Here is a 15166-nt window from a genome sequence, read left to right on the forward strand (position 1 = left end):
GGTTTTGCCATATATCGCCAGAGGGTACAAGCCGAGAGGTGAACAAAAAAACTTGTCTATTAAAACGAAATTATCCATGATTATGTCGTGCTCAGTGCTCGTTATTTTAGTGTTGAATATCGCACTGAGTTATTATACTACAGAAGAGAATCTGAGGCAGGACAGTGAAACCAAGATGGTGCTCACTGCAAAGCAGATTGCAATTGCTGTCGAACAGAATCAATACAGTTCGGATTATGTAAAACGGCAGATTGGAAACAATCTGTGGCTTGCTGCTGTCATGGCAGCGGAAGAATTGGACCCGGATATTAATAATATCACAAATGAAGAACTTGTACGCTTGAGCCAAAAGGTCGGCGTCTCACATATTTCGTTAATGGAGCAGACGGATGATGACATCGTTGTTAGCCGCTCCTCAGATCCGAGAGAAATCGGGCTGTCCACCAAATCCATGACTTATTGGTATCAGGCCTTTAAGCAGTTGTTTGAAAAACAACAGGTGACGATTCCCCAAGGGCAGAAGTTGGAGCATTTCTGGTCAGATGGATTCGAATACTCGACATCCAGTCCTTCCGATATTGATATCTGGGGCTACTACCATGATGGAAAGAGAAACTACATAATCAATCCCTTCTATAATAATACGGAAGTTGATGACTATGTGAAAATCTCTAGTCCGGATGAGATTTTAAATAAAATTCGTGAGGTCAATCCCTCCATTCTGGAGATTACAGGCATCAATCCGTTGACTTTTGGCAGCCCGAACATGGGTGATGACGGAAGAGATTCTAACTATAGCAAGTTGAATAACAGACCGATTCGTTTTGGTACATACCAGTATGGTTCTACGGATGAGGATCATCGTGCTGTGGTGCGCGCCATTCGAACAGGGCAAAATGTATCTTTTGTCAGTGAAACGCACGAACAGAAGGTACTGAAGAGTTTTATTCCCATTTTCACACCCAATCAGTCTTCCTATGTGATCAGTATTGTCATGGACTATAAGCAAATATCCTCCATGGTATCTGAGCAGTTGGTGAGTCATGCCTCCATATCGTTGGTTTTGCTGGAGATTGTGATCTTTGGCAGCTATTTGCTCGCAGGGTATATTACACGTCCGATCCAATCCATACTGGGCAAAGTGAATGATGTAGCGGACGGGCACTTTGATTTCCGTCTGAAAGTACGGAGGAAGGATGAACTTGGCCAACTGGCCAATCGTATTAATGCCATGATACGTAATCTGGGCCATTATACGAGCCGTCTGAAACAGATGTATGAAGAGAATCGGGCGGTGAAAGAACATCTGGAGTCCATTATCAATCAGACTGCGGATGCCATTCACATTACGGATCTTGAAGGGAAAGTTCTGCGGGTTAACCGGGCATTTGAACAATTATATGGTTTTCGAAGTCGTGAGGTGGAAGGTCGTAATCTGAAGATCATCCCGCCAGAGGCAGAAGAAGAAATGAAACGCCAGCATGCCCAACTCGTTGAAGGGATGTCCATTACGTCTAACGAAACCACCTGGATGAAGAAAGACGGGACTAGGGTAGAGGTCAGTGTCAGTACGGCTCCGGTAAGAGACGAAGCTGGAGAGATTACTGCGCTCATAAGTGTCTCCAGGGATATTACAAGTCGTAATCGGATGGAAGAGCTACTCAGACGCTCTGAGAAGCTTACAACCGTGGGTCAGCTTGCAGCAGGTGTGGCACATGAGATTCGTAATCCACTGACCACGCTGCGCGGATTCCTGCAGTTACAGCAAGAGAGCAACAAGCTGAATCATCGTCATCTGGATCTGATGTTATCAGAGTTGGATCGCATCAACCTTATTGTTGGTGAATTTCTGATTCTGGCGAAACCGCAGGCGGTTCATTTTCAGAATCGGGATATTCGTTTTATTCTTGGCGATGTCATCTCGTTACTGGATAGTCAGGCGCATCTGCATGGTGTAGAATTTGTACTGCGTGCCTCATCCGATTCGGCTATGGTACACTGTGAAGAGAACCAGTTGAAGCAGGTATTCATCAATTTGCTGAAAAATGGTATGGAGGCCATGCCAAATGGAGGAAGCATCCACATCAAGCTCAAGCATGACGAACAGTCGAAACGCGTCAGAATTGAGATCAGGGATGAAGGGATCGGTATCCCGGAAGAGATGATGCCCAAGCTTGGGGAGCCTTTCTTTACGAATAAAGAGTCTGGAACAGGGCTTGGCCTGATGGTCAGTCAGCGCATTATTCAATCACATAAGGGCATGATGGATATTAAAAGCGTCATGAACAAGGGAACAACGGTTATTATTGAACTGCCTGCATCCGAGCAACAACCGGAGGTTATTGAGGTAGATCAAGTAACAGATGACACACTTACAGATGAAGAGAAATAGATGAGGTGAGATTACCTTTTGCGTATTAATAAATTTATTAGTGAAACAGGTTATTGCTCCCGGCGTGAAGCCGACAAGTTGGTGGATCGTGGGCTGGTAACCATTAATGGAGTTAAGGCTGAACTGGGCAGTCAGGCAGAAGAAGGCGACGATGTACGAATTAATGGCAAGCCGATCAAGGAAAAGAGAAAACACGTATATATCGCGCTGAATAAACCGATCGGGATCACAAGTACAACCGAGCAACATATTCAGGGGAATATCGTTGATTTTGTCGGGCACGATGAACGTATCTTTCCAATTGGGCGCCTGGATAAGGACTCAGAAGGTCTGATCCTGATGACCAATGATGGTGATATCGTTAACCGGATTCTTAGATCAGAAGGGCGCCATGAGAAAGAGTACATCGTTACTGTTGATCGATCTGTAACCCCGAGTTTCCTTAGAGGCATGAGCACTGGGGTGAAGATCCTGGGTGAAATGACCCTGCCTTGTACAGTGACCCGGATGACGGATCGAGTATTCCGTATCATCCTGACTGAAGGAAAGAACCGTCAGATTCGGCGGATGTGTAGTGCCTTTGGTTACGAGGTTCGTAAGTTGAAGCGCATTCGGATCATGAACATCCATCTTGGAGAAATGGCGACAGGTTCATGGAGAGAGCTTACCCCTGCTGAAAAAGCGGAGTTGGGCGGTCTGTTGGACTATTCACTGGAATAGTTGATTTGAGTTCGACTAATTAACTGATTGAAGCCCTGCTTTCCGAAAAGGAGCGCAGGGCTTTTTGGTGTAGAGAAAGCTGGTCAAATAGTACGGAAATATGTAGATGAACCAGGCATAAGTCTTATATAAACCCCAAAGACCGTTCTCCTTGTACCTGGAGAACGGTCTTTGGTTAATGAATCGCTGCAGGCCTCTAGTTTCCTCCGCCAACGGCTTTTACATTTGTATTGTTACTTTGATACTTCCGAATGATAGATACCTCTACGCGGCGATTCTGTGCCCGTCCGGCGTTGGTGTCGTTACTGGCAACCGGGTGATACTCTCCATAACCACTTGGTGTGAATTTGGAAGGGTCCAATTGTGTGTTCAGCAACAGGATTTTCAGGAAGTTGAGCGCACGGTCTGCACTCAGATCCCAGTTATCCTTATATTGGTTGTTCGAAATGGGAATATTATCGGTATGACCGGATACAACCACTTCGTATTCAGGAAACTCTTGCAGCATGCTTGAAATGGCTTTGGCTAGGGATCGTGATTCAGGCTTCACATCTGCTCGCCCTGAGGAGAACAGGGCGTTATCACTGATGGTGATTTTCAATTCAGACTGATTCAGCTTGGTGTTCAGCTGGTCCGAAAGGCCGTTCTTCGATATATACTGGTCAAGCCGTTTCTTGAGCTTCTCCAGATCTTCCTGCTCTTTTTGAGCCATCTGTGCATCCGTAATCTGAGCTGGTGTTTTTTTGGTGATTTCTGTAGGTTCCTGTTTGTTCTTACCCAGATCGGCACCTGGCGTATCTGGATTCATGGACGTATGATCCAGAACACCGGAGCCTCCATTCAATGCACTGCTTAGCGCGGAAGCCATCTGCTCGAACTTGGCTGCATCGAGTGAACTCATGGAGAACAACGTGATAAACAGGGCAAGCAACAAGGTCATCAAGTCAGAATAGGGAAGCAACCAGCTCTCGTCTATATGTTCTTCATGTGGTTCGTGCTTTTTAGCCTTTTTCACCTGATGATCCCTCCTTCTCTTCCAGTTGTTTACGTTCGGAAGGTGTCAGGAATACGGATAACTTTTGGTTGATGGCAATGGTGGATACACCGGATTGTATGGATAACAATCCTTCAACCATCATCAGCTTGATCTCCATTTCTTGCTTGGACATCCGCTTCAGCTTGTTAGACATCGGGTGCCATAACACGTAACCACTAAATATACCAAGGAGTGTTGCGATAAATGCTGCCGCAATCGCATGGGAGAGTTTCTCCATGTCACTGAGATCGGCAAGTGCTGCGATGAGACCTACAACGGCCCCGAGAACCCCGAGCGTTGGCGCGTACATCCCCGCCTGGGCGAAGATCAAGGCACCGCCGCGGTGGCGCTCCTCTGTAGCATGAATATCTTCCATCAGTACATCACTTACAAATTCCTGATCGTTGCCGTCGATAATCATACGCATACCGCCACGAAGGAACTGATCGTCAATCTCTTCTACTTTTGATTCCAGTGCAAGCAAACCTTCACGACGGGTAGTGGAAGCCCAATCCATAAACGTGCCGATCAGAGACACTCGATCAATTAGTACTTGATTTTTGAAAATAATCCCGAAAAGCTTAGGGATTTTCTTAACTTCTGACATAGGAAATGCAATAAAAATGGTTCCTGCCGTACCTACAAAGATAATAACGTAGGCTGCCGGATTGTTAACCAGGTTGATTAAGGGCGCACCCTTCAGGAACATACCGAGTACAAGGGAGACCAGACCAAAAACTAGTCCAATAATCGTTGAAATGTTCATCATACACCTCATCCATGAGATAAAATTGAATCCTTTCAAGCGGCTGTATTCGGGCTTCCGGACGAATTTTTGGCCGCAATCCGTTCAATGTTAGGCATTCCTTACGGTTGCTAAAACAGTTAAAACGGTCATATATGTATTTATCGACCAGAAGGCCTTTTTTTTTAAGGGCTATTTTCAGGTATAATAAGATCAAATCCGCTCCTCAGGGGCCGAATAGGAGTGAAAAGCCAATGGGCGTAAAGCATGGACGGGATTATGAAGGAATTTTGACAGATCTGACAACGGCAATCGGACGCATACCGGATCGGTATGTTTTCTTTGAAATGGACGCGGAAGAGTGGGATAGACTGGCTGCATCTGACCAACTTGAAGTGGATGAGGCGTTGGCGGAGGATTTGTTCTATGCGCTGGGCGAGGAGTCCGTTATTCCGGTTGGAAGTGGCGTGGTCATCCATGATAAGGAACAGCACCGCATTCATATTTTGATCGGGGAAGAAGAGTTGACATTTGTACCTTTAATTTAGTGTGTTCACATGCATTTTCAGGGGTCTAAATGGAATTGGAATTTCCCTCAAAGCCTTATGGTTATTGGTTCTAAGCCACGTAGTTGATTGGATTTTGAAGCTTGTCCGTGGTAAGATGTTAGTCGTGAAATGGGCCAACCGCATGGCGGTGAGCCTGGCCTTTGAGGCTGCTGTTGATAGCGCCGAAGGTGTCGGTGGTTATACGGACTCACGTCTGTAATGTACCATCCTATGGGGAGGAAGATAACGCATGGTTTTTTCGCAAGAGGAAGTCGAAGCTCATCTGGGAAGGCTGGAAGGCTGGGAACTGGAAGAGGGACGGTGGATTGTACGTAAATTCGTGTTCTCCAACTACATGAAAGGGATTGCATTTGTGGATGAGGTCGCTGCGATCTCGGAAGCATTCAATCATCATCCTTTTATTACGATTGATTATACAACGGTTACGCTGCGTCTCACATCATGGGATGCGGGTGGTATCACATCTGTAGATATCAAGGAAGCAGGGCAATATAACGAAGCTTATGACAAAATGAGGTCGCAATAACGAGGTCGGTTATTATCACGCGGCCAGAAGTGAGTGAACTATATATGTCAGACTATAATCAGAAACAACCTCTTATTGCTGTCGTAGGCAGTCTCAATATGGATCTTGTGGTGAAGACAGACACGATTCCGGAAGAGGGAGAGACAGTGAGCGGTGAGGAGCTGCATTATCTCGCTGGTGGCAAAGGGGCGAACCAGGCTGTTGCCGCTGCGCGTCTGGGTGGACAGACTACGATGATTGGTGCGGTGGGATCGGACGGTTTTGGCGAACGTCTGCTGCACAGTCTGACGGAAAGTGGTGCAGATGCCTCGCAGGTTCGCATCTTGGAAGACACGGTTACAGGGACGGCTTCCATCTGGCTCTCTCGGGGAGACAACCGGATTATCGTTATTCCTGGTGCAAATGGGCAAGTGGTGCCTGAGATGCTGGAAGAGGCGGATACGGTAAAAAGCCTGACTGCAGCCGCAGCGGTGCTGCTGCAGCTGGAGATCCCGCTGCCAGCGGTTACCCGCGCCGCCCAACTGGCGGCTGAAGGCAGCGCACTGGTGGTGCTCAACCCGGCTCCCGCGGTGCCGGGTCTGCCCCAGGAGCTCCTGCGGTGCGTCGACGTTGTCACGCCGAACCGCAGTGAGCTTGCCGTGCTTACCGGCCGAGATCATCTCCGGCCGGAAGACCTGGATGCGGCGGTCGCAGAGCTCGCCGCATCCCTCGGGGCCGCTGTCGTCACGACGCTCGGCCCCGAGGGGGCTGTGTACGCGGCAGCGCCTGGTGGCCGCGTACAAGCAGGGCGTGCCGGCGCATGCCGTGCGCCCGGCTACGCCGTAAGCGCCGTCGATACGACCGGCGCTGGCGATTGCTTCAATGGCGCGCTGGCGGTAGCCCTCGCGCGCGGTGAGACGTTGGACGCGGCCGTAGGCTTTGCCATGGGTGCGGCCGCGTTATCCGTGACGAAGCTCGGCGCCCAGTCCGGGATGCCGTTCGCACGTGAAGTGGAGGCCTTTCTGGACGAGCATGCGGCAAAGGCTTAATAATTGATACAACAAAGAGGCTCTTACTCTCCGAAAAGGGGATTAAGGGCCTCTTTGTTATGCGTGTGCAGAGATTATTTCTTCTCTGAAAGCCACATGGCGATATTTGCAATCTCTTCATCTTGCAGCTTGCCCTTGAAGGAAGGCATGCCACCTTTACCTTTGACAATCGTAGAATAGATCTTCTCCAGATCATCCTGGCTGCCGATGTTTGCCAGAGCAGGTCCTACGCCACCTTGCAGCTGATCCCCGTGACAGGAGATACAATTGGCTTTGACCAGTGCTTCAGCCTGTCCGGCATCCAATGTGACTTCCGGCATGGTTGGCTTGGCTTCTTCAGCCACTTCTTCTTTCCCTGGAAGCGTAAACATTAAAACAATAGCTAAAGCGCATGCTGCAAAAAATACTCCGCTCATGATCCATTTGTGCATCCCTTATGTCCCCTCCAGAATGAAAGATCATCTAACCTAAAACTATCCATATCATTATAACGGAACCTGTACTGACATCATAGCATTTTGTGGGAAAATTTTGAACTAATCACATAACAAGGCGCAAATTTAGTTGTTTTGCAAGAGATTCTAATCACGAGGCCCTTCATAAACCATACAGTGAAAGGGCTTTAAGCCGCTTGGGGTCTGTCGTTCGTATGTATCCTGGGTGACAAATCCACTCTTCAGATAGACTTGAATGGCACGAGCATTCCAAGTGAGCACTTCCAGATCGATCTCATTCTTCGGATTTCGGCGAATGGCTTCCTGTACAATGGCCGTGACAAAAGCTGTCCCTTGACCCTGACCACACAGCTCTGGATGCATGCCGAGGCCAATCCGGGTTACCCCTTGAAGTGGGAAGTATTGAGCAAATCCACATATACGATCGTTCTGATCCAGGACGATTGCATATTGCTCCTGTCGCAGCTGTGCATCTCCGAATTCCACTTCCAGAGCTTTCATCTGCTCCCAGGGGAGCCAGCTGTAGATATTGTAAGGCGGATCATACTGCCAACTGCAGATGAGCTCCGCATGTTCTTCTCGCATGGGTACAACGTGAAACGTCACAGGGGCTTCCTTCATACACTTGCATGCTCCTTTCCTTGAAACAGAACTCTTTGTCCACTCTACAAAAGTGATGTTCTTTTAGCAAGTCTTCCTTCCCCAGAAAAAAAATGAAACAAAAGTTCCGGTAATTTCGTTTATATTATAACGGGATGGGTAAAAACATCATAAGGGCACGGACGAACGAACGCAAAATGAACCTGTTGATGTCGCAGGATATACCCAGAGTATACCTTGCAACATGAATAAGGATTGAAGCACAAAAAAACCGCCGGATACATTCCTGCGGAGAATGTACCGGGCGGTTCTGTTATGCTTCTTGCTTCGTTCCAGTATGGTTAATGGTTACAGCATTATGTTGCTCAGCTTGTCCCTAGTCAAGGGCCAGTGATTCATATGCGTCCGTGCTCATAATCCGTTTCGCGCCAACATAACGATTGGCCCAATAGTTTTCACTCAATGCACTGATCGTAACGCCTTTGGAAGAAGAGGAGTGTGCAAACTTTCCATCCCCTACAAAGATTCCTACATGGGATACGCCTTTACCTGTTGTATTAAAGAACACCAGATCGCCAGCTCTCATTTCCATGCGGGATACAGAATCGCCCATGTCGAATTGGGAACTGGATTGGCGTGCCAAATCAATACCCAACTTGTCGAATACATACCGTGTAAATCCGGAGCAGTCAAAGCCGTTAAGCGTTGTTCCCCCACTTTTGTATGTAGTTCCCATTGCTGAATCAATTACTGTGTCCATCTTTGAATCTGCGAATGCGCTACCTGCACCAAGCGATAAAGCGAATGTGATGCTAAGTACAGCTGCGGTTAATTTCTTCTTGAACAAGAGATATTCCCCTTCCAATGCCTGCGAGGTTAGCTTAAGGATTCGGTTGAAGGTCCCCTATGATCCCTCTGTAGCAAGATCAATTCACCCATAACTGGTTCCCCCGCTTCCCAGGTGCCAGGAATTTGGCTGTGCTAGTTATGCACCTGCGAAATCAAGAAATGACGATTTAATTTTAAGTAGTTACAAATATGAATGTAAAGATTACAAAGTTGTTACTAAAAACTCACTGCGATTATTGTAACAGAGGAGTACGGCTTTGGCAACGTTTAGCAACAAATTTAGCAAAAAAAACCTCGACCTTTGACGGGGAAAGGTTGAGGTTTGCCTATTTATAAGTACATATTAGGCCATGAGTTTAACTTGTGATGGTAACAATTTTTAATCTATCTGCTCTCACCTTTGGATATTTTGGACTGCCATAATCGGAAATGGCTGCATATTTTCCACAGACTCAATAGACATCTGGCAAGTGGATACGTCTGTTGTAGTATAAGTCCGGTAAGTCCCGTTAATAACCATGAGGCTGAAGTGAATGCCCCAAAGACGAGCAGGTGTACTCCGCCCAGCAGGAGTGCAATGCCGATTACAGCGATGAGATGACGCAGTGCAATCCAGAGTGCTTTGAGGGTACCGTGAGCCCCGCCTTCTCCTTCTGGTGCCGAAACACCGAACTGCATGTAGAGTATGGCATGGTGGATGATCCAGCCATATACAATCCAGGCAGCAACATAAGGTATACCAGGCAAAAGTAATTGAAGGGAATGAAAACCTTCCATGAGAATAGAGTAGAGCTTCGGTATGAGCCAGTAGGCGGGCAGAAGGATCAATAATGTACGTACGGTGTGTAGCAGCAGCATCGGTTTCCACAGATTTTTGATTCCGCGGACAAAGGGGATGCGCTCTTCTGTAGAATTAAAGTGCTGAAGTGAGTAGAGCAGTCCTGCCTGAATGAGGGGGCTGATCAACATGCGAACCAGCAGCATGCCCCCGAGAATCCATAGATAACGATGAACCTCCGGATGGGTAGACAGGTTAAGTTGACTTTCCATTTTGAACAAAAGTGTACTCAGCTCCCCCGCATCAGCATCTGGATAGCGCAGGAGCAGTGGGATGACCGCCGATTGTACCATTCGATAGAAGAAATATCCCCAAATGAGTTGATAGAGAAATAAGAGTGCGGCAATGAACATATGCTGACGGACGAGAAACCAGCCTTCACGTATTTTCGCTTTCACCGTTTCCACCTCACCATGACAGACCTCCGAATATGGCTTCTATTAGTTTGGTTACACTCATGCTCCAGCGGGACTTCGCCCGCTCATCCAGTCCGGATTTCAGGAAATTGTTCATATGGCGGTTCTCCAGCACGATCGAGTACAGGGGATCGGTCATGGCCCAGGATACGGGGGATGTGTGAGTTAATTTATAGGTGATGCGATCTTCTTTGCCATTCCATTGCTTGGTGAGGATATGCCCGTCTTCAAAAGCAATGCGAACAGGAACGGCGCTGTAATCACTCCCTTTTTTTGCGATCGTCACGGATGACTCGTACAATGTTTGACCGTCTTTCTGTACGGGCGTAACACGAATCTTCTCTACAGCAAAGTCAGCCATCCCGTTACCATAGACATATTGATCAAAATAATCAGACCAGGAAGTGCGGGTCACTTGTTCCACAACGTTCTGAAAATCAGCCGAAGTGGGATGTTTGAAGCGGTACTTCTTCACATAGGTAGAGAGAATGCGTTCCATCTTTTTGGCACCGACTTGGTGTTCAATACCAAGCAATACAAGCTTGCCACGTGTATAGACATTGGCTGCATACTCATTCTGTGAATCGAACTTCCAGGATTCTTGTGTTAACGATGAAGGAGAAGTAATCAGTCCCGATTGTACCGGCAGATTTGGAATCAATCCGTATTCCTGCTCCATTAGTTTGTCTTCTGCATAAGAGGTGAACCCCTCATCCAGCCAGGCTTCCTCGAATTCGTTGCTGGCAACCATGCCGTAGAAGTACTGGTGTCCGATCTCGTGGACTACGGTACGTTCCAGGTCATAACCTGGCGTAGTATCATCGGCTCCAAAGGCCGTAACTAGTGTAGGGTATTCCATACCTCCAGCACCGTTCCCCGCTTTGGGTGGAACTACGATGGATAAGGTAGCATAAGGATATGGGCCAAACCATTTGCTATAATTGGCTAGAGCGGCCTTCGCGGCGTAGAAATAACGTTCTTTCAGATCCTGATGAGCTGGGTCCAGATATAACTTGATTCGTACACCAGGCACATTGGGTGCAGAGAAGGGTTCCTCGGCGTACACAAAATCGGGTGAGGCTGCCCAGGCGAAATCATGCACATCATCGGCATAGAATTGATAGACCTTTTCTCCATTTTTCACCACGGCTTGCTGCGTCGGAAATCCGGTAGCAGCCACTTTGTATGTTTCAGGCACCCGAATACGTACACTATATATACCGAAGTCGGCGTAAAACTCTGAGTTGCCATGGTACTGGTGCAGATTCCAGCCTTCCGTTGTTTGTCCACGCCTGCCTACAGGTTCATAGGCACTTAATTTGGGAAACCATTGACCTGCCATGACAAAATGATCAGCAGTTCCCATTCGTGCAAAAATCTTCGGCAGATTCACTTCAAATCTGGTGTGGAGCGTAATGCTTTCCCCGCCTTTGACGGGTTTGGGCAAGCGTACTTTAATGAGGGTGGTGTCCTTGATATTTCCGTCATCTGGTTGCACATACTGCATCCGATGCAGCAGAGAGAGCCCGTCCTCCGTTTTCATTTCGGTAATGTTCATGGAGCCATAACCATTGGTAGGCATGACATCACCCCGAAGCTTTCCACCGGATTCCTTCATAAAGGTGGTGTCAGCAGAAGAGAAGGCGTTGGGATACATATGAAAGTAAAGCTCGCTGACGGTCTTTTTACCTGGATGTGTCCAGGTAATCGTCTGAGTCCCTTCCAGTACATTCCCTTCGACCAGTTTTACATCCATGTGATATTCCACAACACGGTTGCTGTACACTTCGGCAGTAGGGGTCTGTACACTTTCTGGAGGAGCTGGTGTTGGAGCTATTGCCTTGGGCTTGCCCGATTCGGGGGCGAGTACTGGCAATTCGGAATGAGTTGAGCGATTATAACCCAGAGTGATCCATATCCCTCCGGCAAGTACACACAGGGCCAGGGATACAGTGAGCCAGCTCTTGGCGCGTCGTGGAATCATCGTTAAATACCTCCCGTTGACAAGCATCTACAGCATGTATATGTTTGCAATGGGACAATTATTAGTTAAAATATTTGTATCAACCCTTGGAGGCTATAAACATGGACCAAAACGAGCAAAACGGCAAAAAACAGATTGCCTTGAATATCGTTAGTGCAAAAAGCAAGCATAAAGGCTTCGGTGCAGGCTCCATTGAACTGAATAACCTTTCCCCGGTCATTATTGATAATGGCGAAGCCAAAATCGATATTGGTGCGATGCATGCGAAGAGCAAAGTGGAACGCAATATCAAGTTCTCTACCAATCGTGAGGATGTGCCCAACGGACGCCAGGTATGGCTGGTATGGGTAGCTGTCGATCGCACGGAGGAAGGCCAACTGTATGGTGGAGCAACGGCATGTGAGATGTGGATTGATACGGAAGCAAGACGTGGATGGAAACTGCTGGCGGAACATGTGAATCGCATGGATTATGCCTTGAAGCGTCGCTTCATGCTGGATGAGCTTGGACCTGAAGCTCGAGCTGCACTTAAGACACTGCTGATCTCACACAACGAAGACTGGTGGAATGCTTCTCCAGATGTATTGAAGGAAGCACTCGCCTAGGGCGGATCTTTAAACACAGTCTAAAAGAAAAAAAGCAAAAGGCCCCTTGACCGGAAAGATCGGTTGTGGGTCTTTTGCTTGTGCATTAATCGTATTCATCGATCTGAATAATTATGAGTTTTCATCCGAAGTGAATTTCCAATTGTTCAATATAACCAGGAGTTATAGGTGACGTAACTAAGTCATCGCGCATTTACGTCATTCTACCCACCAACGTTTGAAATCTCCCCACCAGGAATGTTTCTCTTCCTGTATACCTTGTTGATTCTGTACCTGACGGGTCTTCTCATCTTCTCCGGAATCCGAATCATCCGTTGTGCCATGACATACCTCTGTCGGTTCAGTACCATCAATAAAAACTTCCAATCGTTTCTCTTCACAACCGTTGCCTGCCAGCTTGCCGGATTCCGGATCAATATAGACACTTACGACATGATCAGGCACGGTGAAAATTTTGGGTGGTACGCTCGCAAGTGCCTGCTCTGTGAACTGGGCAAAGATCGGAGCCGCCCGGCGGCCATCCGAAGTCGAGATGGCTTTGCCTTGATCGTACCCAACCCATACCGCGGTGGAGAGCTCCGGTGTGAATCCTACGAGCCAGGCATCCGTGTTGGTTGTTCCCGTTTTTCCGGCTACCGGACGTTTGATCGCCTTGGATACCCGGTTGCCCGTTCCTCCATTTTCGAAGACACTTTCCATTAAACGAGTCAGGACATAAGCTGCTGCAGGTTCCACAACGGTCTCAGCCTTGGTTTGAGGCGATTCATAGAGCACACGTCCTGCGGCATCCGTCACTTGCAGAATGGCTACAGGTGGCGTCCGTTGTCCACCAGCAGCAATGACGGAAAAGGCCGACGCCATCTCCAACGGGCTGACAGGTGACGTTCCCAGTGCAAGAGAAGGTACGGCGCTCAGGTTGCTTGTAATGCCGAGATTTTTTGCCATACTCACAACCTGCTCAGGACCGATCTGCATAATGGTGTTCACCGCATAAATATTATCTGAAGCGGCGATCGCCTGTCTTAGATCAATCTCACCCAGATACTTGTCTCCAAAGTTGCCGGGTTTATAAGTTTTGCGGTCATTGTCATAGTGAAACAGGGTAGGTTCACTGTTAAATATGGATGCACTGGTGAGCTGCTTGGATTCCAGGGCTGCCAGATACATAATCGGTTTAAACGCCGAACCTGGCTGGCGCGTTGTCGCCAGAACATGGTTAATCTGATTGGTGCGGTAATTCTTGCCGCCAACCATGGCTTTGATGTAACCCGTCCGAGGGTCGATGGACACCAGAGCCGTCTCCAGCTCACTTTTGGCATCCATGCCCTTCGCTATGGCGTCTTCAGCTGCTTTTTGAACACGCAGATCCAGGGTGGTGTAGATGTTCAATCCCCCATGATCCAGCATCGCTTCACTGATTCCCAACTCTTTGATCGCCAGATTCCGGATATAGTCACGGAAATAAGGGGCGCTTTCCACCGTTTTACGCTCGCTTTCCGGTTTGAACGAAAGCATTTTCTCATAGGCCTTATCCGCTTCGGCCTGGGTGATCTTGCCGATATCAGCCATGGCATTCAGCACAATCTTCTGTCGGTCTTTGGCATTCTTCATATGGTTATAGGGTGAATAGTAGGTAGGTCCTTTCGGGATTCCTGCCAACATGGCACTCTCTGCAAGATCCAGCTGTTTGGCTGATTTGCCAAAATACATTCGTGAGGCCGCTTCGATTCCGTACGCACCATGCCCATAATAGATTTCGTTCAGATACATCTGCAAAATTTCATCCTTGCTGTATTTCATCTCCAATTGCGCCGTGTACATAGCTTCCTTGGCTTTGCGAGTCCATGTTTTCTCATGAGACAGATACAGGTTACGCGCCAGCTGTTGAGTTAATGTACTCGCACCCTGCGACATCTGCATATGTTCGAGGTTAACGAGCACAGCCCGTCCCATCCCTTGCACGTCGAACCCGTAGTGATTATAGAATTTGCGGTCCTCTACAGCCAGAGTGGCATGGACCAGATCTGGAGCGATATCCTCCAGTTGAACGGGTACAGAGTCTTTGCCACCTGCGGAGAAGGTAGCGATGACTTCACCTTGACTGTCCAGTAATCTGGAATTCCGGTCAGAGTCTGCGAGAGGCAGGCTGGTTGCGTATAGATAGACCAATCCTGCAGCGGTAGCAAGTATAGCGAGCACGGCGAGCAGAGACAGGTTTTTAAACAATTTACGTACACGGAACCCGCGTTTGCGGGTCTTTTGATTTGGCTTGGTCATGGAACGGGCTCCTCTCTTTTCTTCCAGTATGGGACTTGATTGGCAGGGATATTCAATCGGATGCATAAGCGAACAAAATGTAGCATTTCCGCCTTAAAACCGTTTTGCAGTATAAACGTCAATCGC

Annotated in this window: 15 protein-coding genes and 1 riboswitch; of the genes, 7 read left to right on the forward strand and 8 right to left on the reverse strand. The window is 47.9% G+C overall.

The annotated features are described in order from the left end of the window. The first annotated feature begins 52 nt into the window (after window positions 1–52). Window positions 53–2392: an ATP-binding protein gene (locus MHB85_RS00480; protein ID WP_192136413.1), complete on the forward strand. Its 2340-nt coding sequence runs from the start codon at window positions 53–55 to the stop codon at window positions 2390–2392. An 18-nt stretch (window positions 2393–2410) separates the two neighbouring features. Then, a complete protein-coding gene (locus MHB85_RS00485; protein WP_091020211.1) occupies window positions 2411–3112 on the forward strand; it encodes a pseudouridine synthase in 702 nt (233 codons plus the stop codon). 196 nt (window positions 3113–3308) lie between these two features. On the opposite strand, the gene motB is transcribed toward MHB85_RS00485, so the two are convergent. After that, complete coding sequence (gene motB / locus MHB85_RS00490; RefSeq protein WP_091020209.1) at window positions 3309–4127, reverse strand: flagellar motor protein MotB; 819 nt, start codon at window positions 4125–4127, stop codon at window positions 3309–3311. Continuing rightward, window positions 4114–4914: a flagellar motor stator protein MotA gene (gene motA / locus MHB85_RS00495; RefSeq protein ID WP_017691317.1), complete on the reverse strand. Its 801-nt coding sequence runs from the start codon at window positions 4912–4914 to the stop codon at window positions 4114–4116. The genes motB and motA overlap by 14 nt, the downstream gene beginning before the upstream one ends. Before the next feature lie 233 nt (window positions 4915–5147). Between motA and MHB85_RS00500 the strand changes: the two genes are divergently transcribed. The 4 genes from MHB85_RS00500 (at window position 5148) to rbsK (ending at window position 7016) form a co-directional block, all read left to right on the forward strand. Beyond that, the gene (locus MHB85_RS00500) at window positions 5148–5441 is read left to right on the forward strand and encodes a hypothetical protein (RefSeq protein ID WP_091020207.1); all 294 of its coding nucleotides are present in this window, start codon (window positions 5148–5150) and stop codon (window positions 5439–5441) included. 64 nt (window positions 5442–5505) lie between these two features. After that, window positions 5506–5661, forward strand: coding sequence for a hypothetical protein (locus MHB85_RS00505; RefSeq protein ID WP_341072228.1), 156 nt, complete (start codon window positions 5506–5508; stop codon window positions 5659–5661). Window positions 5662–5691: 30 nt separating this feature from the next. Beyond that, window positions 5692–5988: a 4a-hydroxytetrahydrobiopterin dehydratase gene (locus MHB85_RS00510; protein ID WP_017691315.1), complete on the forward strand. Its 297-nt coding sequence runs from the start codon at window positions 5692–5694 to the stop codon at window positions 5986–5988. A gap of 44 nt (window positions 5989–6032) precedes the next feature. Then, window positions 6033–7016 carry a ribokinase gene (gene rbsK / locus MHB85_RS00515; protein WP_091020206.1) on the forward strand — a complete coding sequence of 328 codons (984 nt, stop codon included), beginning with the start codon at window positions 6033–6035 and terminating at the stop codon, window positions 7014–7016. 74 nt (window positions 7017–7090) lie between these two features. Here the strand turns inward: rbsK and MHB85_RS00520 are convergent, their stop codons facing one another. The 5 genes from MHB85_RS00520 to MHB85_RS00540 all read right to left on the reverse strand — a co-directional run bounded on the left by MHB85_RS00520 (window position 7091) and on the right by MHB85_RS00540 (window position 12158). Beyond that, a complete protein-coding gene (locus MHB85_RS00520) occupies window positions 7091–7447 on the reverse strand; it encodes a c-type cytochrome (protein ID WP_036607288.1) in 357 nt (118 codons plus the stop codon). 150 nt (window positions 7448–7597) lie between these two features. After that, a complete protein-coding gene (locus tag MHB85_RS00525) occupies window positions 7598–8092 on the reverse strand; it encodes a GNAT family N-acetyltransferase (RefSeq protein WP_091020204.1) in 495 nt (164 codons plus the stop codon). 355 nt (window positions 8093–8447) lie between these two features. After that, the gene (locus MHB85_RS00530) at window positions 8448–8918 is read right to left on the reverse strand and encodes a C40 family peptidase (RefSeq protein ID WP_036607285.1); all 471 of its coding nucleotides are present in this window, start codon (window positions 8916–8918) and stop codon (window positions 8448–8450) included. A 3-nt stretch (window positions 8919–8921) separates the two neighbouring features. Then, window positions 8922–9059, reverse strand: a riboswitch (cyclic di-AMP (ydaO/yuaA leader). Window positions 9060–9304: 245 nt separating this feature from the next. Then, window positions 9305–10156 carry a hypothetical protein gene (locus MHB85_RS00535; RefSeq protein ID WP_192136415.1) on the reverse strand — a complete coding sequence of 284 codons (852 nt, stop codon included), beginning with the start codon at window positions 10154–10156 and terminating at the stop codon, window positions 9305–9307. Between the two features lie 10 nt (window positions 10157–10166). After that, window positions 10167–12158, reverse strand: a complete 1992-nt coding sequence (locus MHB85_RS00540; protein WP_192136416.1) for a M1 family metallopeptidase — start codon at window positions 12156–12158, stop codon at window positions 10167–10169. Window positions 12159–12259: 101 nt separating this feature from the next. Here MHB85_RS00540 and MHB85_RS00545 point away from each other — a divergent pair, with 101 nt between their 5' ends. After that, window positions 12260–12763, forward strand: a complete 504-nt coding sequence (locus MHB85_RS00545; RefSeq protein ID WP_017691308.1) for a YwhD family protein — start codon at window positions 12260–12262, stop codon at window positions 12761–12763. Window positions 12764–12961: 198 nt separating this feature from the next. Here MHB85_RS00545 and MHB85_RS00550 read toward each other — a convergent pair whose 3' ends face one another. Continuing rightward, window positions 12962–15040, reverse strand: coding sequence for a transglycosylase domain-containing protein (locus tag MHB85_RS00550; protein ID WP_100528572.1), 2079 nt, complete (start codon window positions 15038–15040; stop codon window positions 12962–12964). Between the last annotated feature and the right edge of the window lie 126 nt (window positions 15041–15166).

It is taken from the genome of Paenibacillus sp. FSL K6-4396, assembly GCF_038002525.1.
In the GTDB taxonomy this organism is placed as follows: Bacteria; Bacillota; Bacilli; order Paenibacillales; family Paenibacillaceae; genus Paenibacillus; species Paenibacillus amylolyticus_B.